Here is a 24,893-nt window from a genome sequence, read left to right as displayed (position 1 = left end):
GGCTTTAAATGCTAAAATGCTTGTTAATTCCCCCTTTCCCCACCTCCTTTAGCATTATAAAACCCCTAAAATAGTTGACAAAAATTTGCTTTCAAAAAGCTATTATTAATATAATTGATATGCTATTATAATGGCGTGCTATGCGAGAATAATCGCAAAATGCACCTAGGCTATTACTAACGCATAGTCACATAATAAATTATAGAAGGAAGAGTTAATTATGTGGGGAAAAAAAGCCAAAGGAGTTTTGGCAACTGTTTTTCTAATGGTGTTAGTAGGAGTTTTTTCACTAGGTGGTTTGAAAGCGGATGCAGAGGAGGCAACAACGATTAAAAAATTGAATACTTTGGAGCGACCAACATGGATATTTAACACAGGAGTTTCAAAAGGTGTGAATCACGACCGCCAAGATTTAGGCGTGGTCCTACCAAAAGATGCTACAATCGAGATTCGCCAAACCAATCCAAACTTCAAAGAAAATCTTACGTTAGATTTATTGAATGATGATAGAAATACCGAACAGACTTCTACTGTAGGTAGCTCATGGGTAAAAGTCACCGCAACTACTGAAACAGTACCGTTTATTATAACAACATTTACAAGCGTAGCACCAACAGTAGAATATAAAGTAAGTGCAAATGCAAAAGACTTACCCGTATTTAAACAAGGCGACAATGAAACGAATTTTTTTCAAAAGTGGGATGCAAATGATTCGGCATTTGGATTAATTAGTAACCAATACATCCAGATTTTAGTACCCAAAAATGACAAAGCCTATTTAAAAAAAATGGATGACTTTAGTTCTATTAATGATTTATTTGCTTATTATGACAGCCTGTTTAAAACATATAATGAACTTGAAGGAATCTCATTTACACCAGAAAATATAACCGATAAAAATATCCCCAACCGTTATTTTGCAAAAGCGGATAAACATGGATTTGGTGGTGGATATTATGGAGGAGAGTACACTGCTGAAACAAGTTCATCTGTTATTGATTTCTGGCTAAAACCTGGTTGGGGTGGACTACATGAAATCGGACATGGTTATGAAGGAACCTTTGCAAGAGATAATACATTTTATCTGGTTGAGGTATGGAATAATATATATGCAGATACCATGCAACAGAGAATGTATGGAGATGATTATACTGATAAAAGTTGGCTTTTTTATGGAAATGTTCCCTATCGTGAAGATATTTTCGAAGACAATGTTTATACAACCAAAACACCTGCACAAGATTGGGATTTACGAGATAAACTTTACATGATGGTACTGATGAAAGATAAAGCTGGTGATTCAGCATTTACACACTTTTATCAAGCTTACCGTACGGCCGCGAATGCAGGTACAATAACTAACAATGATTTAGCATTAGATTTAGTCAGCAAGTATTTTGGAGAAACAAGTAAGTATGACTTTACGCCTTTCATAGAACTAGTAAGAGGTACGATGTCTGATAAACAGAAAGAAGAAAACTTATATTCAGGAAATAAAGCAGTTTATCCATTAGCCTCACTACTTTCTGGTAATAATCTGCAAACAGCAAGAAAGGATATTAAGTTAAATTCAAAATGGGGATTAGTAAGCAACAGTCAACTAAGTAAATACAAAGTAACAAAAACAATGAATCTACAATTAGAAATAGATGATTTTGAACAAATTAAAGGGAAAACACTAGTAATAAAAGATGGTTCAGAGGTTATTCGAAAAATCAAACTTGCATCACCAACTATTACACTTGAAAATATGCCTATTGGGATTTACTCATTAGAGATTCCAACAGGAACTAGCCGTTTGTATGAACCTAGCACTAATTATTTGGCTGTCTCAGACCAAACAAATAATACAGCTATTACGATGAACGAGCTAAAAACCTCTACCATTGGAAAAGAGCAATTCATATTTAAAGGAATTGCCGACGAGATATTTATGACTGCGACAGCTGATCCTGAAAGTGAAAGTCTCAAAATAAATGTATCCAAAAGTTCTCCCCATCCTTATTTTGAGAGTGCCTACGCTTCTATTGAAGTACTCAATGAACAAAACCAATCTGTGTTCAATAAAGTAGTAAATGGTAAAATAACATTAATTGAGCAATTAGAAACAGTTATTAAGCCTAATTATACGATTAAAGTGATGCATAAAGAGCCCAGTCGTTTAGGCATTGCAGGCGCACCAGATAAGTTACTCGACACAAAAGCAATAAATCAAACATTTAAGGTAACTAAATATGGACTTACGAATACCGCAACAGGTTTTACCGAACAAGATGCATTAACAAACTACAAAACAAATCTAGTTAGCCTAGCAACAAATATTAGAAACAATGATACCATTAAAAATGCCAATTACAGTATTTCAAAAACAAGACTCGAAAAAGGGATTAACTATTTACCAGATACAGACTCAGATAAAAGTAAGTACCAAGAAGAGTATGCCGATTTGTTTGTAATCAAAGATGAAAGCGTACAAAATCTCCTAGATGGTAAACGATTTAAGTTCCAACTAAATGGGATTACAGAATGGGAGTTTGCCGATTTGAATATTGATCTAAACACAAATAAAGCTACCATTAAACAAAATGCTGGTGAACCGCATTGGTACTTCCCAGACACATACGCTTCTATAAAAATCATTAACAATGATGACCGAGAAATTTTCAATAAAGAGTTTAACGGGCGTGGTTATGCTGCTGCATCAGAGAGTAGTGTAAATATTGCAGTTGGAAATCTCATCGTTGTTACTCATAAAGAAGCATTTGGTGAGCGTCTTATCATAATAAATGAAGATACAGAAAAAAGTGGTTTTCAATTAAATGAAGGAGTAACGTATCAAGTAACTACTAATGGTCTAAAAATAGTGAACTAAACAAAAATCTCGAGCAAATAATACTTGAGACTAATTCCTTTCAAATGTCTTGCATTAGCGAATTAGAACTTTACAAACCTATTAAGTCTCCCAACTAGAAAAAAGTCAAAGTAACAAACAACATGAGAATCTACGACATGACATCGTAGCAGAAAATAGCTTAATCGTACAATAAGTATAAAAATTTAATAAAAGAAAAACAGGCTGGTCTGAAAACGGTTCTCCACCGAATTCAAATTAGCCTGTTTTAATTCTCGATTCCACTTTGGAATACATATTAAGTTTTTGTTAGCTTGACTCTTAAACTTATTTAGATTTTTGTGAGTAGCTTCCTTTGTTTCCGCCACCACTTGGACGTTGTTCGCCGTTTCCACGACGATCGCGATTTCCACCGCCAGAACCGTTTCCGGAACCGCCGCCACTACGACGACCTTTGCCACTGTTATTACGATCGCGATAGCTTCCGCCTTTGCCGCTTCCGCCGCGATAGCCGCCGCCACCTTTGCCGCCTTTACCATTTCCACCTTTACCTTTGTAGCCGCCACCACCACGAGATGGTAATGGGCGTTCTTCGGTAATATGAACTGGTGTTTTGTCTGGTTCTTTAGCTAGCATTTTAAGCATTGCTGCTGCGATGTCTGTTGCATCATATTTTTCTAATAATTCATTAGCAAACGTTTTGTAATCAGCAAGATTTTCTTCTGTAATTGCTTCTTGAATTTTTTCTGTTGCTACACGTAATTGACCTGCAAAAGCTTCGTCCCAAGTAGGAGCTTGAAGTGGCTGCATACGTTTTTTCGTTGTTTCTTCTACGATACGCAGGTAACCCATTTCACGAGGTTGTACGAATGTAATTGCCATACCTTCTTTACCAGCACGACCAGTACGACCAATACGGTGAACATAGCTTTCTGGATCTTGAGGGATGTCATAGTTATATACATGTGTTACGCCGGAAATATCAAGTCCACGTGCTGCTACGTCTGTTGCAACTAGAACATCAATTTTTCCTTCTTTAAATTTGCGCAGTACGCTCATACGTTTTGCTTGTGTTAAGTCGCCGTGGATACCCTCAGCTACATAACCACGCATATCAAGCGCACGAGATAATTCATCTACGCGACGTTTTGTACGACCAAAAACAATCGCAAGTTCTGGTGCTTGTACGTCTAGCAAACGAGATAATACGTCAAATTTTTCTTTTTCGTGCACTTTTACGAAGAATTGTTCGATTAATAGTGCAGTCATTTCTTTCGCTTTAATACGAATAAGTTCTGGGCTATGCATGAAACGTTCACCAATACGGCGAATTGGATCAGGCATTGTTGCAGAAAATAGTAATGTTTGACGTTCTGCTGGTACTTCTTTGAGGATAGTTTCAATATCGTCAATGAAGCCCATGTTTAGCATTTCGTCTGCTTCATCTAGTACAAGTGTTTCCACGTTGTCTAGTTTCAGTGTGCGACGGTTAATATGATCCAAAATACGTCCTGGCGTACCAACTACGATTTGTGGTTTTTTCTTAAGTGAACGGATTTGACGGCTGATATCACTACCCCCGTAAACCGCTAGCACACGTACATGTTTGTCATAGCTAAGTTTATAAAGCTCTTCTGAAACTTGGATTGCAAGTTCCCGCGTTGGAGCGATAATTAAAGCTTGTACGTTATTACTTTTTTGGTCAATTTTGTGAATCATTGGTAGACCAAAAGCGGCTGTTTTACCAGTACCTGTTTGTGCTTGTCCGATTAAGTCTTTACCTGCTAGTCCTAGTGGAATTGTTTTTTCTTGGATTGGCGTTGCTTCTTCAAACCCCATCCGATTTACTGATTTTACAATTTTTTCGTCCAGTCCGAACTCCGAAAATTTTGTCAATGTCATTTCTCCTTTACCTGTTTAAAGTTTGGTAGGAGAGCTACTTTTATAATTCATCACAATACGCTTATTACGATTGTTTGTCTGTTCATTTGCAGCTGTTTTTATGAAAACTGCTATCTTTCATTTTCATTTTTCTGCAATAGAAAAGCCTGGGCGCACCAAGCAAAATGATTCACGGCATCAGAAATTTTCTCTGCCATTATAGCAGTTCTAACGCATCAAATAAAAAAGCCCTCATTAATCACTAGGCTAAATATAAACCTAATAAACTTCCATCTATCATCATAACATACTAATCATTTCTTTTCAACGTCAAAAGCTTATAATTGAACGTTATTATCGAATAAAAAAACTATTTATTGCTTAATTGTACGTCTATCAGTGGCTTTTAGTTTTTTTAATCTACTTTTTCTTTTCAAAATAGCTGAAAATCATGAGAAGTTGATTTCCAGCTATTTCTTAATTCCATAAAGTTAAAATCTCTTTTTTCAAATCTTTCATCATTTTTTCGGCGATTTCTTTCGTTTCACCTATGCTTTGGAAATAAATTTTGCATTTTGGTTCTGTTCCTGATGGTCGAATCGCAAACCAAGAATTGTTTTTCAAATAAAATTTTAAGACATTTTCTTTTGGTAAATTGATTCGTGAAACTTTACCATTTGTGAGATTAACGCGTTCGCTTGCCTCAAAATCTTCCATTACGCTTATCTCTGGAATAAACATTGGCTGCTTACGTAACATTTCCATTACTTGGGTCATCTTCTCTTTCCCATTAACGCTTTCGAGTGTTATTGTATGCAACAATTCTTCGTGATATCCATATTTTTCATATAAAAGGGTTAATTTCTGCAGCAAGGTAGTGCCTTTTTTTTTATAGTAAAGAGCCATTTCCGACACGAGTAATGCCGCTTGGACTGCATCTTTATCACGAACAAACGGCGCGATTAAATAGCCATAACTTTCTTCATAACCGAAGACAAACCGCTCCTGTCCTTGTTCCATCTCCGCGATTTTTTCACCGATGAATTTAAAACCAGTCAGTGTTTGAATATGGTTAATGCCGTATTCAGTCGCAATTTTCCCGCCCAAGTCTCCAGTTACAATCGTATTAATCATCGTATCTTCTGATGTTAAATTGGCTTTCGCAGCTAAAATATAATCAAGTAACAACGCGCCTAACTGATTTCCAGTCAAAATTAGATACTCGCCATTTTTAGTTAAAACTGCTACTCCGAGACGATCTGCATCAGGATCGGTTGCTAAAATAATGTCAGCTTGGATATTCTTGGCTTGTTTTTTAGCAAGTTCGAAACTATTTGCTTCTTCCGGATTTGGCGAAACTACCGTTAAAAAGTTACCATCCGGCTCACTTTGTTCTGGTACAATTGCTACATTTGAAAAGCCGTTTTCAGTAAGCCCTCGCATGACAAGTTCTTTTCCAGCCCCATGTAAAGGTGTGTAACAAACAGTTAGTTCTCTCCCATAGTCTGCTAGTAGATCCGGCCGGAAAACAACTTTTTGAAGCGCTTTTAAATACGCATCGTCCATTTCTTTTCCAAGGGGCGTAACGAACAGGTTAGGAAGTTCGCGAATCGGGATTGTAAAAATATTCATTACCCGCTCTAGGTACGTAGCAATTTCCTCAGCAGCACCTAAAGTTATTTGGCAACCATTTTTATCATATACTTTAAAACCATTATAAATAGATGGATTGTGGCTTGCGGTAATAACGACGCCTGCAAATGCAGCTTTTTCTCGCACGCAAAATGATAATGCTGGAGTTGGTCGAATCGCATCGGAAAGATAGACGCGCACACTTAGCGCCGAAAGAACCTTCGCTGTCTCTTTTGCAAATAGGCTCGAATTATTTCTCGAGTCATAAGCAATGGCAACACCACTGTCTGCTCCTCCGTTTGCCACGACATATTCACCAAGCGCCCGAGCCACTCTTCTAATCGTAAAAATGTTCATTCTTTTAGAACCAATGCCCATTTTTCCGCGCATACCACCAGTGCCAAAAGTTAAGTAACCATCAAAGCGTTCTTGTTCTGTTTCCACTTGCTTTAATTCAGCTTTCCAATCATCTGACAAATCAGCTTCCTGCCAAACTTTCAAATAGTTTTGCCAAGTCATTTACTTTCCACTTCTAACTGATGCAAAATCTCGCTTATTTTTAAATCACAACCAGCCATTGATGTATCCGCTACTCCGTAATACATGTGTAGCACATCGCCTTCTTGAATTGCCCCGCAAGCAAATACTACATCTCCAAAGAAACCATTTTTTTCATAATCAGCTTCTGGTTCCAAAATTGGTGTAGTTGTTCTTTTTAAAACAATTGTTGGGTCAGCTAAGTCAAGTAGTGCAGCTCCCATCACATAGCGATTTTCTTCCGTTGCACCGTGATATAAAATCAACCAGCCTTCTTCTGTTTTAATCGGTACACAACCACCACCAACACGACCACTGTCATATCCATCAGGACGAATACCTAATAAATGACGATGATCCCCAAAACTACGTAAATCAGGTGAGGAAGCAATCCAAATGTCTAAATTACCAATACTTTTCAAGCTTGGGCGATGTAAAGCATAATATTTTCCACTGATTTTTTCTGGAAAAATAAGTACATCTTTATTTTCAGGAGCAAAAATATTTCCTTGATACTCCAAATTTTCAAAGTCTTTGGTTGTAATAAGCGCATCCGCCACACCGAACTCAGATACAGCACTAAAATTAATATGGTATGTATCCCCGATTTGTGTCACTCGTGCATCTTCAATTCCAAATGTTTGATACTCATTGAATGGATATAAAAACGGTTTTTCGTCTAAAGTGAAATGATGACCATCTTTACTGCGAGCAATTCGAATATAAGAAAGCGAAGTCAAATAAGAAAAACCTTCTAGTTTTGCTTTATGACGAATCATTCGCGGATCTTCAAAATCATAATTTTCATCGTCTAAACGAAAGGATTGTAACTCTAATTTTTCTTCTTTTGCATTATAAACTGGTGCAAGAACTACTTCTGGGTCTTCACTTACTGGTTTCTCAGCAACCCGAAGCAGTAAAAGTATTTCGCCGTTGTATTTTGCAACACCGCCGTTAAACGCACCGATTACTTCAAATCCGCCGTGAATCGGTTTTACGTCTAGTGGTGTAATTAATGGGTTTTCTTCATAACGATAAATATTCATTTGTCTACAAAACTCCTACTATTAGTTATTTTTAAATGGATCTGGAATGATTATTTTTTGCGCGTCTGAATCACCAATTCCAGCATAAAGCTCCGCATATCCGTCCGATTTTCTAATTAAACCACCGCTAAATACAACATCAGCTAAATCAGGTCTTTTCGGCTCACTTGGCGCAAAATTTGCTCGTTCCGCAACAATTTTTTCCTGTTCGATTTGTGTAAAGTCATCCTTTAATTGAAAGCTAAAGGAATAATAATGGCGATTACCAGTTTCGTCAAAACAAGCAATATGACCAAGAACACCTACCTTACCATCCTCAAGTAAATGAATCTCATTCCCGCCGCCCCATTCTTCCCCAGAAAAATTCCGTTTCAAAAGCGGTGCTGCACCAATTTTTTCTATTGTTAATTCGTCTAAAGAATCAATGACTGTTGCACCAATTTTTCCACGACCACCTTTTTCGCCTTGAGGTCGAGTTAAAACAAGAATCCGTCCATCAGTGAGTTCTTTGATTCGTAAGTCTTTCATTCCAATTGGTCCGGTAAGAATTTTCTCGAATTGCTTTAGAGATTTCGCGCGATATAAATTTGTCCGCCAATCTAGTTTCGTCGGATCCGTTTCTTTTTCAAATACTTCTACGCCGCCTAAAATAAGTTCCCCTTGAACAAAAGTAACAAAAGGATCTTGCAGGGCTAAAACTGTTGTATTTTCTACGATTTGGTAGTTATCTTCCGCTTTTTTTTCAAAAAAGTGTACTTCCGCTAACTCACTATCGCGTGATTCCACTCGACCAGCGATAAATTCTTTCCCGAGCCACTTGAATGGCGCTGTAATATTATAAACATCCTTGTCTACTGCGCCATTCAAATGGATTTTCGTCCCATTTGCCGTAGCAGTTTCACGGTATTCTTTTAGTAATGCTTGAATTTGTTTCATGTTAATCCTCCACTCTAAGCGCAATTCCAGAATACGCCGCTATACTGATACTCGTTTTTTCAATAATTGCTTCCCCAAAAACAAGTGTGGTTTTTTCTTTAGGTGTATATGCTACGGGCTCTGATCCAAAATGAATGAGGAATAAAAAGTTGCCACGTCGGTAACTAAGCAATTCTCCATCGAGTTTTAAATAGGTATATTCTTTTTCCTTAAAATCATTTTCTTTTCTAAAAGTTAGTAGCGCTTGGTAAAATTCCCACATCGACTTAGCTTCTTTTTCAGGTAAACTAGCTGACTTTATCCATGACTCACCCGTCGTAAATGGTTCCCCGTCTGGAAATACCATTGGGCCACGCGCTTTATCACGTGTTTTTTGGACAGCAATTTCCAGTGCATTATCTAGGCAGTCACCTCGTTCAAGCGCTTGATAATACGCTGAAATCCCTTGAATATCACGCATCTCGTCCACTGAAGTAAAATCAATGTCAGGCATACCCATTTCTTCACCGTAATAAATAAACGGAATTCCTTTTGCTGTTAACATCAAAAAGGCCGATAGTTTTGTTTTTGAAAGATTCTCGTTTGCAAGTCGCGACACAAATCTACTCATGTCATGACTTCCAAAGAAAAGCGTAGGCCATTGTCCAGCTTGAAGTTGTTCATTTTCCATCGCATTTAAAGAAGCAAAGACAGACTCCGCGTCGATTTTTTCGACACTCCCAAAATTAAAATTAAAGGTAACATCCAGCATTTTTTTCGAACTATAGCGCGCAATTTCCGTTAAATTATCCGAGCTAATTTCACCAACTAAAAACGTTTCTTGCTCTCGCCGACAAAACTCGGCAATATGTTCTAATGCCGCTTCCAGTCCTTGTTGATTCCGGTCATATAAGTGATTCATTTCCCCATTTTCAGTTGGGTTATCTGGAAATTCTAGCACTAAAGTTAAATTATTGATTACATCCAACCGGAATCCGGCAACTCCTTCGTTTAACCAAAAAGCTAATACGTTTTCCATTTCCTTTTGAACAGCAGGGTTTGACCAATTCAAATCAGCTTGTTCTTTAGCAAAACTATGATAATAATATTCATTGGTTAATTCATCTAACTCCCATGCAGAACCTCCAAAAAAAGATTCCCAGTTATTCGGTTTTTCTCGCCAAATGTAGTAATCCCGTTTTGGGTTTGTTTTACTACTCCGAGATTCCTTAAACCACGCATGTTCAGTGGAAGAATGATTCAACACTAAATCAATAATCACTTTTATTTCTCGTTTGTTCGCTTCTTTCATAAACGCCCGGAAATCAGTCATAGTACCATAATCCGGATTGACTGCACAATAATTCGAGACATCATAACCATTATCGACTTGCGGTGAAGGATAAAACGGCGTCAACCAAATACCGTCTATCCCAAGATTCGCTAAATAATCCAGCCTGCTCGTCAGTCCTTTAAAATCGCCCAAACCATCGCCATTACTATCCTGAAAAGACTTCATATAAATTTCATAAAAAACACTACCGCGCCAAAACTCCAAGACTTGTCGCTCCTTTTATTTCAAAGTAAATTGCATTCCCTCTTGGAACTTTTTCGAGAAGAATAAAAATAAAATAATGAGGGGCAGCGTTAGTAATACCGAAGCTGCATACATTGGACCAGGATAAGTTGCATACGGACCAAACATTTGTGAAATCAGTACGTTAAGAGTTACCGTGCTATCACTCTTCGTTACAAGCATGTCCCAAAGTAGCTTGGTCCATCTGTCTGTAAATAGGAATAAAAAGATAACCGTTGTAATCGATTTCGACATCGGCAGAACAACACGAAATAAAATTTTCAAATCGCTTGCGCCGTCAAGTTTTGCCGCTTCAATTAATGTACCTGGAATAGCTTTAAAGAAGTTTGTATACATAAACACTGCCCATAAACTTAGCATTGTTGGAATAATCATCCCAGCATACGTATCTAACAATCCCATATCTGTGATCATTAGGAATTGCGGAATTAACAAAATAATTGCCGGGAAAAACATTTGGAACAAAATCGCATTATTAACCAATCGTTTCCCTTTAAAATCCACTTTAGCTAACGCATAACCAACCATTAGTCCAAACAACAACATAAGTCCTGTCGCAATGGTGGATACAATAATCGTGTTAATAAACGCATGAATCCATGGTGCTGGAGCTGCAACAACGGAATTCCCAAATAACCAATCCCACGAACGCATCGTAAATTCAGTCGGAATTAACTTTTTGTCCACTTGATCCCAAGCTGCAAATGAGTTCAGCACCAGATAAATAAATGGATAAATCATGACTAGCATTAGTAAAGTTGTTAGGATATATCGAACAATTTTACCTGCTTTACTATTACGTCCAACCATTTCGTTGACCCCATTTCTCCAACATTTTCTTAATAACCCCAATCGAAGCAAATGTAACAGTTGCAGCAATAAGTGAAATAGCAGAAGCATAACCAGAATTCAAGTTAACAAATGCTTGGTTAAAAATCTCCATTTGCCATGTGTTTGTTGCAAAGTTCGGACCACCACCAGTTAATTGATAGACCTCAGTGAAAATCCCGAAGCTAACTCCTACCGCGAGTACAATAACAGTAAATAACGCTGGGTAAAGCATTGGTACTGTGACTTTCCAAAAAGTTCTAAACCGACCAGATCCGTCCATTGCTGCTGCTTCGTAAATTTCATGATTAATACTTGCAAGCCCAGAAATTAAAATGAGCGCGTAATAACCTGACATTTTCCAAGCAATCATTAAGGAAATAATGACAAGTGCAGACATCGGCGTGCCGAGCCAATCAATATCCCAACCAAAATGGCCTCGCAAAAATACATTTAGCGCACTATTGTATGAAAGAAGCCCTTGTACAATTAGTGACGTTACAACCCCAGAAGATAAATATGGCAGGAAAAAAGCAACTAGATAAAGACCTTTAAATTTTGGAAGTCCATTCACCAAAACTGCTACTACCATTGAAATAATCAGGGCCATTGGTACGAACACTATTAGAAACTTATACGTAACAAAAAAGGATGCTTGAACCGCTGGACTCGTAAATGCTTTGATAAAATTATCCAAGCCAACAAAATTGATTTCCGGACTCATCATGTTCCAATCCGTCACGGATAACCAAATCGACCAAACTAAAGGTACTAAGAAAAAGATTGCTGTGAATATGAGATACGGGCTGGTAAAAGACCAGCCCAACTTGTTATTTCGCCGCTTCATTCTTGAAGCACCCCGTCCTCAGCTTTCTTCATGTCTGACCAAGCTTTTGCAGGTTTTTTCTCCCCACGAACAATCGGGTTCCACGCTTCTTCACCGATAATTTGTTGAATGTCATTGTATTTCGCATCATCCATCGCTGGAATGCTATATGGTACATTGGCTGCATAAACTTCTAATTCTGGATTTTCTTTAAAGAATGCTGTGAATGCATCATTATCAGTCGCATCATCACGAGCAGGAATTAAATTGGTTGTTTCCAAGAATTTCAAATCATTCTCATCATCGCTATATACAAATTTCAAGAAATCCATTGCTGCTTCTTTTTCTTTATCTGTTGCTTGTGCATACATGACAACGCCTTTAGAATCAGCGTATGTAGAAATGTTTTCTTCATCAGCCATGCTATCTGGTACTAACGGAGAACTGATTGTATAGTTTTCATTGTATTTAAGTTCTGGAAATTTTTCGTCCCAGTTAGGGAAAGTCCAAGGGCCGTTATCAGCCATAATACTTGTTCCTGTTTCAAATGGATCCGTTGCTTTACTAGAAAGAAGTAATTTATTTTTTTGTAATTCTGACATAAAAGTAAGCAGTTCTGTTCCAGCTTCATCATCAGCAACCAATTTGCCATCTTCTACAAAAGCATTGCCTTTTGAAGCTGCGTCATAAAGTGGGAAAAAGTCAAACCAACGCATCCAAGCGGTTGGATCGGATAAATCCCCTTTTGCCCAAAGTACTTTATCTGGATATTTTGCTTTTAGTTTTTTACCAACTTCAAGCGCTTCACTATATGTTTTTGGAGGAGCATCATAGCCGAGTTCTTTTAGCGTATCTAAACGCCATGCAAATAAAATTGGATTAGAATAAACTGGCAGCACATATTGATTGCCATCAGAGAATTCCCAAGACTTCATTGTTTCTGTCATATTCCGTTCATCTACTACCTTATCTAGGCCTTTAACATCATTTAAAGGAACGATTGCCTTGCTATCAGCTAATTGTGCTGCGAAACTACGATTGATATTTTCAGACATGGTTGGTGCCGTTTTAGAGGCAATAGCTGATTGAATAGTTGCTTCAGAAGATGGACTTTCTTTCATTTGGCTAACTTCAATAGTCACATCTGGATTTTCTTTTTCGTAAGCTTTAGCCATTTCAGCCCAATATTTTACTTGTGTAGGATTTGGAGCAGCCCAAAATGTTACTTTTGTTTTCCCGCTGTCATCGCTACCGTTACTTCCCGCGCCGCCACAAGCAGCTAAGAGTGACCCTGCAACCGCAATACTGAGAGCCGCATAAGCAATTTTTCTAATCTTCATATCAATAATCCTCCTAATTTCACTTTTTTGTAATTGTAAGCGCTTGATTACGATTACATTATCACATTACATTTTTGTAATGTCAATAATTACTTTTTAATAACGTTTTAGCGAAGGTCTTTTAATGATATAAATGCTTTGGTAGTTAGAATTATTTATAACATTACTTTTTGATTATAAAATTTTTGCTATTTTGTGAATTAACTTCTATAATAGAATAAAAAAGGAAAGATGGAGGGGGAAGTAATGAAGAAAGTAACGATGCAAGATATTGCTGATAGGCTAAATATAACCAAAAATTCCGTATCACAAGCTTTAGGAAATAAAAATGGTGTCAGCGAACAAACCAAATTAGCTGTTTTCAAAATGGCTGATGAACTGGGTTATAAATATAAAAAAGAAATAGCTAGAGAAGTTGTTAAAGAGAAATTTGCTCTTTTAGCCACTTCTTTCGCATTATCGCAGCGAAGTTTTTTTGGAGAAATTATTGATAATATGAAACAAAGTATCATCGCACACCAAGGAGAGTTAGTTATTTTCCCAGTAACAGATGAGGAAGCCGAATTACACCAAATTCCCGAACAACTTCTAAATGAAAATTGGACTGGCATTTTCTTACTTTCACATATCAACACGGAGTATAGTAAACAAATTACCATGCTTGGAATGCCTGTCGTCTTAATCGATCATCATGATCCTCACCTACAAGCCGATGCCGTAATTAGCCAAAATAAAGACGGCGCATTCACTGCGGTTGAATTTTTAATCCAAAACAACCATCAAAAAATTGGTTTTCTCGGTGATATTACATTTTCCCCAAGTTACGAAGAACGATTAGAAGGATATAAAAAAGCGCTAAACTACTATCAGCTTCCTTTTAACGAAAAATATACTATCACTCAAATAAAAGAAGAACAAACGAGCCTTTATAAAACATTAGATGCACTAGATGAGCTTCCAACTGCTTGGTTTTGCGTTAACTCTGGACTAGGATTTATTTTAAATACGTATTTGCAGTCCAAAGGCTACACTATTCCAAATGACATATCGATTATTTGTTTTGATAATACCGAATTTACAGTACTTAGCAAACCACCACTAACAACGATGTGCACCAATTTATCCTTTATGGGTGAAAAAGCAGTAGAATTAATGTACAATCGCATAAGAAAACCAGATGACGGATTTGTTCACCTGGCACTTGCAACTAATTTAATTGTCCGAGATTCTGTTAATGCAATAAAAAAAACGATTCAGCAACAACCATAAGCTGAATCGTTTTTATTAATTTACCTTTAAAACAGCGAGATCTTTTTGTAAAAATGCCAAGACCGCTTCGAAAAGTTTCTCCGCTTGTTTATCCTGACAAATGACATGTTCCGAGCCTTCTAAAATAAATAACTCTTTTGGCCCCGGAATACTATCCATTAAAAAATGAACACTTTTTTCAGCAGGAACGACAGAATCATTGCTACCTTGCGCAATAAAAGTCGGAATTTCAATATGTTCGAAAACAGGTTTTGCTAAAGCTACCATTTTTTGGAATTGAAGTGTGGAAGTCCAGGGAGTTTCCGTCACTTTTTTTGGGTAACGTTTGAACATTGGGCTATTTTTATGTGTGACTTCTTTTGCTTCGGCTAATACTTGCTTGGAATTTTCGACAATTTGTGGCCATTCCATCGCATTTACTGCGGTGCTTAGTAAGACTAGTTTTTTCACTTCTGGATAGTGCCTGGCAAGCCATCCAGCAAGTAAGCCACCCATGGAAAAACCAATAATATATACTTCTTCGTCTTCTTTTAACATTTGACTCAAAATGCTATCTACGAAAACAATCCAATCTTTATACGTCACATTTTTCAAGTGGCGCAGGTGATCATGGCCTGGTAATGTGGGTGCGAGCACATCCCAATCTGTATGCTCTCGCAAATAATCAGCAAGTGGCTTCACCTCTTTAGGCGAACCTGTAAAACCATGAATACACAAACAAGCAACCATTATGCCTTTCCTCCTGTCCAAATTATTACCTGTTAATCGGCAATATCAGTCTATCCGAATTTATTCGTCACTTAATAATAAGATTTTCTACCACATCTTTCAAGCCCATTCCGTAAGAACCTTTGACCAGTATCCATTCATTTCCATCCATTTCGCTAAGAAGGGCGGTTTCAAGCGATTCTTTCGTGTCGAAATGTTGAACTTTTCTCTGACCAATTTTCGTTTTAGCAACTTCCTCGAAAGCTTTCATCGCTTCACCATATAAGAATACTTTCTCAACTGTTCCTTCTTCCAACACTTCCGCTGATTCTTTATGCAGTTGCGCAGACAATTCACCTAACTCTAACATATCAGCAAGCACTAAATATTTCCGTTTCCCTTGCGAATCCATATGCATGAACGTTTTTAAAACGGTTTTAAGGGCTGTTGGGCTAGAATTATAGGCATCATTTAAAATCCGTGTGCCGTTTTTTGTCGTTAACCATTCTAAGCGACTTTTAGAACGTTCCATATTCCGAAGTGCCGTTTGAATTTTTTCGCCTTCGATACCAATCTCTCTTGCCGCTAGCATTGTCGCCATAGTATTAAATACGTTATGCTCTCCAATAATCGGTACAAAAATTTCTAAATCAGGTTCCCAATTTGTTACAAATGCGGTACCTTCTGCCTCGGCGTGAATTGCTAGGGGATAAATTTCGGCTTCCTGTGATTTCCCAAAAGTTAATTGTCTAAAGTCTCCATCAATATGGCTTAACAGCAAAGTTTCCTCATATGGGTAAATTAAAATCCCACTTGGACTGAGCCCAGCAGTAATCTCTAGTTTTGCCTTCGCAATTTCTTCGCGCGAACCTAAGTATTCAATGTGCGCTTCCCCGATATTCGTGATAATGGCAATATCTGGTTTGGCAATTTTAGATAGCACTTCAATTTCATGTCGATGATTCATACCCATTTCAAGTACTGCCACTTCGGTATCTTCCGGCATAGTCAAAATCGTATAAGGCAGACCAATATGATTATTAAAATTCCCACCCGTATAATGTACTTTGTAGCTTGTTTCAACTATCGCAGCCATGATATCTTTCGTTGTTGTTTTTCCGTTACTACCAGTGATTGCAATAACTTTTGGCTTCACTTCTTGGATATATTTCCTTGCCAGCTCATGCAAAGCTAGTAATGTGTTCTCTACTAAAATAACTGGAAAATCAGTCGGTGGATTTGGTACATTTTTCTGCCAAAAAGTCGCGACCGCACCCATTTCTCGCGCTTGTCCGACAAATTCGTGACCATCACGTAAATTCCCTACAAAGGGGATAAATAAGTCACCTGGCTTTATTTGTCTCGTATCAAAACAAACACCAGTAATAACGACATCGCGAAATGCATCTGTATGAATAGTGCTATCTAACATGCCTACTACTTCGCCTACTGTTTTTTTCAAAATCAATCGCTCGCTTCCATAAAAAAGCAGCTTCCTTGGATGAAAACTGCCTTTTGCTTATTTTAGTCTTCTAATTTATATTTAAGTGCATTTTTTGCTGCGTGACGTTCTTTTGCTAGATCAACTAGTCGTTCAATTAGGGCCGGATAAGGTAATCCGGTTTCTTGCCATAAAAGTGGATACATACTATAAGGTGTAAACCCTGGCATCGTGTTCACTTCATTTAAGAATAATTGATTATCATCTGTTAAAAAGAAATCAGCGCGAACAAGTCCACTAGCATCTAAACCTAAGAACGCTTGAATAGCATATTCTTTCATTTGTGCTAGAATTTCTGGTTCTACTTCTGTCGGGATAATAAGCGTCGTATTATTGTCTTGATACTTCGCTTTATAATCATAAAATGTTGCCACGGCTCCTTCTGGCAAAATTTCACCTGGCACGGAACAAATTGGCGTATCATTTCCAAGAACGCCCATTTCGATTTCACGGGCAACTACGCCTTGCTCTACTACTACACGACGATCATATAAAAATGCTTCAGTCATTGCTTCCGTTAGCTCTTGTTTATTGGTCGCCTTGCTAATACCAACACTAGAACCAAGATTTGCTGGTTTAACAAAAACTGGGTATTCTAGCACTTCTTCCATTTCGGTAACCATTTCATCTTGAAAGTTCTTCCAGTCAATCAAACGAACAGCTACTGCTGGAACTTGAGGAATCGCTGCATCTGCAAAGATCTTTTTCATAACGATTTTATCCATTGCCGCCGATGAAGCAAGCACACCATTACCAACATAAGGGATATTTAATACTTCAAATAATCCTTGTACTGTACCGTCTTCTCCGTTCGGTCCATGTAACAATGGGAACACAACAGTCTCTTGTCCATCTGCTTCTAAAACAGTTGGGCTAATAAGTTCTCCCGCCGACTTCTCCGTTTCTGCTAAAGCAAGTTCCACCTTATCAGCTGCCGCAAAACGCAATTGCTCCACAAAGTCTAATTTTCCAGAAAGGAGTGGGCCTTGTACCCATTCCCCTTCATTTGTAATATATATTGGCTGTGCTTCAAATTTATTTAAATCTAGTGCATTAATTACAGAAAATGCTGTTTGTAAAGAAACCTCATGTTCTGCGGATTTTCCACCGTATAATAAAATTAACTTGGTTTTCATAATACCCCTCCGTCATTATTCGCTTTATCTATTTTACCATGTTTTAGCAAGATGAAAAGGCATAACTAAAAAATAGGTTGAAAAAATCTTCTTTTTTAAATAAGACCAACGCTCTCTTACTCCAAAAAGGACTTTTTCAACCTACTTTATTAAACTCCAGATGTTAATTTCAATCCAATCACACCGGCTATTATCAACGTAATAAATAACAATTTCCCAGCACTCTTACGTTCTTTAAAGACAATCATGCCAAGTGTTACACTTCCGACTGCGCCGATTCCTGTCCAAATCGCATAACCTGTCCCAATTGGAATTGTTTTAAGCGAGAGCGATAATAGGAAAAAACTCGCCGACATAAATAAAATAGTTAATGCCGCATAGCCAAATCGTTTGAACCCTTCTGAAAGCTTCAGCATTACAACAAAGGCCATTTCACATAATCCCGCAATAAATAAGAATATCCAATCCATTTTTATCTACCATCCTTTTCTGGTTCCTGCCCATCGACCAACTTCAGTCCAATAATTCCAGTTAATAAAACAAGTAACGATACAATTTTCCAAAAAGAAACACCTTCTGATAGAAATAACATACCAATAATTGCTGTCCCTGCCGCACCAATTCCGGTAAACACGGCATAAGCTGTTCCAATCGGAATCGACTTCATGGAAATCGAAAATAAGCCAAAACTAACAATTAAAAAGGCTACTGTCAAAAGACTCCAACCGAGCATTGTAAATCCGTGCGATTCTTTCAATCCAAAAGCCCAAACAATTTCTGATAAACCTGCTAAAATTAAATAAAACCAAGCCAATTTCCTTACCTCCAATTATTTAAGTAAACTTGCGAGAACTTCCCAAGCAGAGTCCCGGCGCAACTCAAATTCCGTTTTATCATAAATCCCATGTTCTACACTTAGACCATCTAATAGTGCATAAAACACATGCATCCATCTTACTAAAACTGCTTCTGTCACTATAAGTTCCAACGTTTCCCGCAATATACCATTCGTTAGTTGTTCATAAGTCCTCGTCGCTTCCTTTAGTTCTTGAAAAAGCGATTTTGGTGGATAGAAAACCGCCCGCTGAAAGAAATTTTTTTCATCTGGATTACTTGAGAAATCAGTCGCCACAAAGAATATCATTCGGAGTTTCTCTTCTCCAGCCAAACTTTCTTTTTGAGATACTTGTTGCAATTCTCTCAATTCTGCTTGAATGCTATCTTGATATACTTCTAAAAAAAGCGCTTCTTTCGACGAGAAGTGAGCATATAACGATGGTGTTTTGATTCCAACTACTTTAGCTATTTCTGAAAGAGCTGTACCATCGTAACCTTTCTCTGCAAAAAGAGATAACGCTGCTTTTTTTACTAGTTTTTTCGTCATTAGTCATCCTCCTAACTAACGTTCATTAGTTAAATAATAACAAATAAAAAATCAAACGTAAAGGAAAAAGTTTGATTTTTTATTTCTCCATATAATTCCACTCATTTTGTTTCAAATCATAGACTAATTTCGCCACTTCTTGCTCGTAATATATTTTTGACGAGATTTCGAGTTCGGTCATTTCTTCGGTTAATCCTAAACCAATTGGCACCTCGATTTGTGTTCGAGTCTTGACGACATCATCGAATGCGATACAAGCACCATCACGAAAATAATCAGACATTTTTTTCAGTAATTCTACTGGTGGTTCAGCAACGTATTTTTTCTTACCAAAGGATAAAAATGTTTTTTCGTTGACGAGCTCTGATGTTTTTCGTGCAATAACAAAACTAAGTAATATATAAAAATGATTTAAATTACGATAATAAACTTTATTATAGCGACCGTCCTCTCTTGTTAAGTAAACAAAATTATTTTGCAACTTATAATAAAATGGAGAGCGCAGATGGCGACCTGTATGTGCTAAATAAAGCATTTCTGCCACTTCTTGCGGCGTCAATTGATTGAGAAGTTCTACATCTTCAAAATCAATCCAACAAAGCGGGCTGAAATTTTCCTTTAAAATATTTGCTAAGTCGCTTGGTTCAAGGTAATGAAAAGCTGTATGGGTATTGTATGACGCGTCTTCTATGTTGTGTTTAATTAGTAAAATGTTTTCAGGTGGCTGCCCGACTCCATTTAAGAAATCACCAAAAGAAATGCCACTTGTCGCTACATTGTTAATAACATGATCAATATGAACATAGATAGATTGTTGATTAACTGTTTCTTTTTTCATGTATTTGCCCCACTCTAATTCTATTTTCTTTTAATAAGTAAAAGCCTTCTTATCCATCATACAACATTTCTCGTTAAAAAGGATAACAGAAACATCAAAACTAAGTGACTAATTGATGACAAATAAAAAAAGTGAAGATATTTCATATGTAATTTAAGTTACTCTAAGAATTTCAAATTACTTAGAACGGTCTCATAACATATAAATATCTTCCACTCTCTCATTACTGCAATCGAAGTTTCATATTAGGAATTGCCTTGGTACTAACAGCTTTCCAAATATCTTTTCGTGATTTTGTTTTTTCTACCATTATGCCTTTTTCTTTGAGCTGAAGGATTACTTGATTTAAGTCTTTTTGATTATTATCCAAACTTATCACTCCATCTTCAAAAATTTGTTTTTCATTCTTTTTTTCTCTCTTTCTTTACTTTAACATATTCTCTTTCCTAAGAATACCCCATTTCTTTATAAATTAACCTAATAACTCGCATTTTTTCAAGAAAGCGTTTGAAAACCGAATCTTATAGCCTGTTTCTTCAAAAATATAAAGAAACAAGCTACATTTATTGTCATTTATTTCGCTTTAGTGCTCCTTTTCAGTAAAACAATTCCTGAAATTATAAGTAAAGTGCCCGCAAAGAGAAAAATTGGTGCATTGGCTTTCGTATCACCGGTTTTTGGCAAGTTCGAATTTTTGGGCGTTTCAGCTTTCACTTGCACGCTGATTTCAGCTGATTTTGAGGGATCTGAAGGGTTTGTTGGGTTTGTCGGATCCACTGGATTAACAGCTGCTTCTTTTTTGTATATATAAGTAACGGTTTGTGCTTTCGTTTCAAACACACCAGTTGCATTAGTAGGCGTCTTGGTTAATTTGTAGCCCTTCACTTTTTTGGCAATTGTTTGATAAGTCTCGTCTACTTTTCCAGTTAAATTTTTGGTTGCAGCAACTTTCGCTCCATTTTCATCCACATAGTTCACTGTTACAGGAGCAGCATCTGCAGCTGGTTCGTTCACGGTAATTGGTTGAATAATTCGACCATCAAAATGTAGCGTTTCACTCGCGAAGTTCATAGAAACACCAGGCGCTAGGATATCTTTTTCACCTGTTTTATAATCATATAATTTGTAATCAACAATGCAACCTTCTGTTATGTTCGACATGACAATTTTATCTCCCTCCAGCACCATAATCGGATTGGTTGGGAATGTGTAATCAATTCCAGAATCATCAGGCTGAATTGGTTTATCAATTGTTAAATTATCACCTGAGGTAACTTCCTTTTCTGATAAAACGATTAATTGGTCTGTTGCATAAGTACTTGTATAAATAGGGTGATTCTTAAGTGGCGATAAATCAGCAATATTATTAACATTTAAATTAAGATAATTTAGCTTACTTAACCCAGCAATTGCTGCGACGTTATTCATGTTGGAATTGGTAAGGCTGATATTAGTTAAATTTTCGAGCTGGCTTAAAAACGCATAACTAGGATCGGTGGAATAAACTAAATCAAAAGTTAACATAGTCAAATTAGGGTTATTGGCTACAAAAGAAAAATCAAATTTTGCTCTTGGTTCACCTGTAAATGCCTCATCATCAACCACATCCGGACCATTTGCAAACCAATTAAAGCTCGTTAAATTTCGAAGTGGTTCTAGTCCAGAAGTGGTTTCAAAACTACTTGAATTAACGCTTAAAGTAGTAAGCGCACTCATTTGACCTATATAAGCTAAATCAGCATCTGGTGCTGTGATTCCGATAATCTGAAGTGTCGAAACATTTTTTAAATATTGCAAACCATTTAATGTAGTATAGCTTTTGTTTGTTAAATTTAATATCCCTGTAGCATTATTTAAATCGGCTTCGGTTGGCTGATAATCACTTGGTTTCTCAAGCAATGCGTTAATGTCTGCTCTTAAATTATCATCGGGGGACTAAAGAAGTGGCATCACTGTCACCTGCCAGCAATACCGGTTCCGTTGATTCTTCTTTATTTTCGGTAGAAGGAGCATCAAAATTGGTTTCTTTCCCACTGGCATTTTGTTGTTCTGCCTTATCCGTTTCTTCTGCCAAACTACTAAAAGGCGTGATGCTGAGAATTAATACGCATGTAATTACAACTAATTTTAGTATTTTCCAATCTCCTTGTAATATGTAATCTGTTTTTTGTCAAAAGAGGCGGTTGCTTTTATATCAACAGCAAGAGAAGTGGTCCTAAGTGATTCTGAAAAACGAAATTTGTGAATGTTTGAACAAATGGTTTTTCGCTTTTTCGCCAAAAAAGAATACTGATGTAGTTGCTTCTTTTAGATGGTGTTCTCACCGCAAAGCTAGGCTTAGTATTCCTACAAGCTTTGTAGTTTCATTTATAACTTTAAAAGAAGAGCTGAGACTTTTCAGCCCTTCTTTTGAAAATTAGTCGTTCACTTTCTTCTTAGTAAAATAACTCCTGACACAAGGAACAAACTTCCCAGTGTTAAACCCATGGAATGATTTGTTGTATCACCGGTGTGAGGCAAGTTAGTTTTTTCTGTTGCTTTAACTACCCCTGAATCAGAAGTAGGATTAAGTGGATTCGTTGGATCACTTGGCTTAACAGGATCAGCTGGGCTTATTGGATTAATAGGATTTGCTGGATCTGTTGGATCTACTGGATCTACTGGATTAATTGGATCAATGTTGGTTTCTTTTTCATACTCATATGTGACTGTTTGCGCATCAACTCCAAAAACTCCGGATGCGTTTGTCGGTGTTTTAGTTAGTTTATAACCGTCTATCGTTTTTTTACTTGTTTGATAAGCAATGCCAATTTTCCCAATTAATGTATCTGAAGGCGCTATATTTTGACCATTTTCATCTAGATAGTTCACCGTAACTGGTGCCCCGTCATTTAGCGTATAAACATAAGTTACTGTTTGAGGCTCTGATGTGAAAGTACCAGTTTGATTCGCAGGCGTTTCTTTCAGTTGGTAGTTTTCTATTGTTTTTGCCGTGGTGGTATAAGTTTCATCAACTTTACCGTTTAAAACCGTATCATCTGCTAGCTTTGTTCCACTTTCATCTACATATTTCACGGTAACCGGTGCTGCATCCACTGCTGGAGCTTTAACATTGATTGGTTGGATGATTTGTCCACTAAATTCGCCAGCTGTAAGTTCAGTACTCTTAAAGTCCATCATAACGCCTGGAGTAGAAATGTCATTTTCCCCAGTTTCGTAATTATATAATCGATAGTTCACAATACAATCATTAATAACATTCGACATGACAATTGTATCTCCAGCAATCGTAGTAACTGGATTCGCAGGAAGCGTATATTCCATTGCTGATGAATCAGGTTTAATTGGTTTATCAATGGTTAAACTATCACCTGCATATACGTCTTTTCCAGGTAATACAACTACTTGATTACTTGCACTAATATTGTTATAAATAGAATGATTTTTTAGTGGAGATATATCGCTAATATAATTTGAGTTTACATTAAGATAAGTTAATTTATCTAACTTAGCAAGCGATGAAACATCATTCATGTTAGAAATAGTGATGTTTAGATGCTCTAAATTTGGTAAATCACTTAAGAAGCTATATTTTGGATCAACGGAATATACTCCCTCAATCTCTAAATATTTCAAGGCAGTGTTATTTGGCACAAATGAAAAATCATAAGCGGTTCTTGGATCAAAACTATCACCCATTTCATTACCAGAACCAGAACCTGAATCTGCTTGACCGTTATTAGTCCATTGGAAATTACTTAGGCTAGTGAGCCCTTCAAGTCCTGCAGTCCTCTTAAAGCTACTAGTATTGATTTGTAAATAAACTAAACTACTCATTTGAGCGATATAAGATAAATCACCATCTGGTGCAGTAATTCCAACAGCTTGTAATGCAATAACTTTTTTTAAATATTGTAAACCATCAAGCGTTGTATAAGTTGTATTTCTTAAATCCAGACTTCCGCCTAAATTTCCGAGATCAGCTTCTGTTGGAAAATAATCAGCTGGTTTTCCCAGTTTTGTATTAATGGTTGCTCTTAAATTAGCATCTGGAATTAAATTGGTCTCACTACCATCACCAGCCATCAATATTGGTTCGGATGTTTCTTTTTCGTCACTTTCAGTCTCACTTGATGTTTGAAAGTTAGTTTCTTTTGTACTGCTTTCTGTTTTACTTGTAGTTTCTTTGGCTTTGTTCTCTGCTGCTTTGTCCTCTGTTAGGGGTGATTCGTCCTTTATTTCTGTTTGATTATCTGGAGTAGTCGTTTCCAAATTATCCCCTTTTAAAGCTGTAGTTTCTTGCTCTATATCAGTAGCATCCGTTTCTTTTGCAAAAGTGCTGAACGGAACTGCACTGACAATCACAACACAAATAATGACTAAAAGCTTAAATATTTTCTTCATGATCCAATCTCCTTGTAGTATAAAATAGGTTGCTTCAATAAATGCATCTTCGACACAAAATTATTATAAACGACCCCCAAGTAAAATGAATCATTCCATAAAGAAAAAAAATTATATTGTGTCAAAAATGTGAAAGTATATTTATAGCTAATATATAAAATTATAAATCGTTGGTACTGCGCCCTTGTAAACTTTTATTT

At 36.9% G+C, this 24,893-nt stretch carries 21 protein-coding genes; 3 read left to right on the top strand and 18 right to left on the bottom strand.

The features are described 5' to 3' along the window. The first annotated feature begins 220 nt into the window (after positions 1–220). Complete coding sequence (locus tag CKV67_RS04125) at positions 221–2,872, top strand: putative mucin/carbohydrate-binding domain-containing protein (protein WP_025279822.1); 2,652 nt, start codon at positions 221–223, stop codon at positions 2,870–2,872. A gap of 306 nt (positions 2,873–3,178) precedes the next feature. On the opposite strand, the gene cshA is transcribed toward CKV67_RS04125, so the two are convergent. From cshA to CKV67_RS04085, 8 genes are all read right to left on the bottom strand, one after another. Then, positions 3,179–4,747, bottom strand: coding sequence for a degradosome RNA helicase CshA (gene cshA / locus CKV67_RS04120; RefSeq protein WP_095075137.1), 1,569 nt, complete (start codon positions 4,745–4,747; stop codon positions 3,179–3,181). Positions 4,748–5,209: 462 nt separating this feature from the next. Next, on the bottom strand, positions 5,210–6,883 hold the full coding sequence (locus CKV67_RS04115) for a phospho-sugar mutase (protein WP_014092294.1): 1,674 nt from the start codon (positions 6,881–6,883) through the stop codon (positions 5,210–5,212). Next, positions 6,880–7,947, bottom strand: coding sequence for a BtaManbiosPhlase (locus CKV67_RS04110; RefSeq protein WP_025279820.1), 1,068 nt, complete (start codon positions 7,945–7,947; stop codon positions 6,880–6,882). The genes CKV67_RS04115 and CKV67_RS04110 overlap by 4 nt, the downstream gene beginning before the upstream one ends. A 21-nt stretch (positions 7,948–7,968) precedes the next feature. Continuing rightward, the gene (locus CKV67_RS04105; protein ID WP_014092292.1) at positions 7,969–8,883 is read right to left on the bottom strand and encodes a DUF1861 family protein; all 915 of its coding nucleotides are present in this window, start codon (positions 8,881–8,883) and stop codon (positions 7,969–7,971) included. Position 8,884: 1 nt separating this feature from the next. Beyond that, on the bottom strand, positions 8,885–10,420 hold the full coding sequence (locus CKV67_RS04100) for an alpha-amylase family glycosyl hydrolase (RefSeq protein ID WP_025279819.1): 1,536 nt from the start codon (positions 10,418–10,420) through the stop codon (positions 8,885–8,887). Positions 10,421–10,435: 15 nt separating this feature from the next. After that, on the bottom strand, positions 10,436–11,269 hold the full coding sequence (locus tag CKV67_RS04095) for a carbohydrate ABC transporter permease (RefSeq protein ID WP_025279818.1): 834 nt from the start codon (positions 11,267–11,269) through the stop codon (positions 10,436–10,438). Continuing rightward, positions 11,256–12,134, bottom strand: coding sequence for a carbohydrate ABC transporter permease (locus tag CKV67_RS04090; protein ID WP_003719051.1), 879 nt, complete (start codon positions 12,132–12,134; stop codon positions 11,256–11,258). The genes CKV67_RS04095 and CKV67_RS04090 overlap by 14 nt, the downstream gene beginning before the upstream one ends. Further along, positions 12,131–13,453 (bottom strand): ABC transporter substrate-binding protein, encoded by a 1,323-nt coding sequence (locus CKV67_RS04085; protein ID WP_014092289.1) that lies wholly within the window; start codon positions 13,451–13,453, stop codon positions 12,131–12,133. Before CKV67_RS04085 ends, CKV67_RS04090 begins: the two co-directional genes overlap by 4 nt. A gap of 246 nt (positions 13,454–13,699) precedes the next feature. On the opposite strand from CKV67_RS04085, the gene CKV67_RS04080 reads away from it, so the two are divergent. Continuing rightward, positions 13,700–14,722 carry a substrate-binding domain-containing protein gene (locus CKV67_RS04080; RefSeq protein WP_014092288.1) on the top strand — a complete coding sequence of 341 codons (1,023 nt, stop codon included), beginning with the start codon at positions 13,700–13,702 and terminating at the stop codon, positions 14,720–14,722. Positions 14,723–14,737: 15 nt separating this feature from the next. On the opposite strand, the gene CKV67_RS04075 is transcribed toward CKV67_RS04080, so the two are convergent. From CKV67_RS04075 to CKV67_RS14875, 9 genes are all read right to left on the bottom strand, one after another. After that, entirely contained in the window at positions 14,738–15,451 is a 714-nt protein-coding gene (locus CKV67_RS04075) for an alpha/beta hydrolase (protein ID WP_014092287.1), read from the bottom strand. Positions 15,452–15,518: 67 nt separating this feature from the next. After that, entirely contained in the window at positions 15,519–16,892 is a 1,374-nt protein-coding gene (locus CKV67_RS04070) for a UDP-N-acetylmuramoyl-tripeptide--D-alanyl-D-alanine ligase (RefSeq protein ID WP_014092286.1), read from the bottom strand. 62 nt (positions 16,893–16,954) lie between these two features. Next, on the bottom strand, positions 16,955–18,067 hold the full coding sequence (locus CKV67_RS04065; RefSeq protein ID WP_014092285.1) for a D-alanine--D-alanine ligase: 1,113 nt from the start codon (positions 18,065–18,067) through the stop codon (positions 16,955–16,957). Positions 18,068–18,216: 149 nt separating this feature from the next. Then, positions 18,217–18,537 (bottom strand): DMT family transporter, encoded by a 321-nt coding sequence (locus tag CKV67_RS04060; RefSeq protein ID WP_014092284.1) that lies wholly within the window; start codon positions 18,535–18,537, stop codon positions 18,217–18,219. A gap of 2 nt (positions 18,538–18,539) precedes the next feature. Then, entirely contained in the window at positions 18,540–18,881 is a 342-nt protein-coding gene (locus tag CKV67_RS04055; protein ID WP_014092283.1) for a DMT family transporter, read from the bottom strand. A gap of 15 nt (positions 18,882–18,896) precedes the next feature. Continuing rightward, complete coding sequence (locus CKV67_RS04050; RefSeq protein ID WP_014092282.1) at positions 18,897–19,451, bottom strand: TetR/AcrR family transcriptional regulator; 555 nt, start codon at positions 19,449–19,451, stop codon at positions 18,897–18,899. 79 nt (positions 19,452–19,530) lie between these two features. Next, positions 19,531–20,289 (bottom strand): hypothetical protein, encoded by a 759-nt coding sequence (locus CKV67_RS04045; RefSeq protein ID WP_014092281.1) that lies wholly within the window; start codon positions 20,287–20,289, stop codon positions 19,531–19,533. Positions 20,290–20,512: 223 nt separating this feature from the next. Then, complete coding sequence (locus CKV67_RS04040; protein ID WP_014092280.1) at positions 20,513–20,659, bottom strand: Lmo0850 family protein; 147 nt, start codon at positions 20,657–20,659, stop codon at positions 20,513–20,515. Positions 20,660–20,862: 203 nt separating this feature from the next. After that, entirely contained in the window at positions 20,863–22,188 is a 1,326-nt protein-coding gene (locus CKV67_RS14875) for a MucBP domain-containing protein (RefSeq protein WP_025279817.1), read from the bottom strand. A 44-nt stretch (positions 22,189–22,232) separates the two neighbouring features. On the opposite strand from CKV67_RS14875, the gene CKV67_RS14750 reads away from it, so the two are divergent. After that, positions 22,233–22,448 (top strand): hypothetical protein, encoded by a 216-nt coding sequence (locus tag CKV67_RS14750; RefSeq protein ID WP_139581201.1) that lies wholly within the window; start codon positions 22,233–22,235, stop codon positions 22,446–22,448. Between the two features lie 265 nt (positions 22,449–22,713). Here CKV67_RS14750 and CKV67_RS04030 read toward each other — a convergent pair whose 3' ends face one another. Next, on the bottom strand, positions 22,714–24,693 hold the full coding sequence (locus CKV67_RS04030; protein ID WP_025279816.1) for a MucBP domain-containing protein: 1,980 nt from the start codon (positions 24,691–24,693) through the stop codon (positions 22,714–22,716). Positions 24,694–24,893: the final 200 nt, after the last annotated feature.

The organism is Listeria ivanovii subsp. ivanovii (assembly GCF_900187025.1).
In the GTDB taxonomy this organism is placed as follows: Bacteria; Bacillota; Bacilli; order Lactobacillales; family Listeriaceae; genus Listeria; species Listeria ivanovii.
This window is presented reverse-complemented; position numbering and strand designations above follow the sequence as displayed.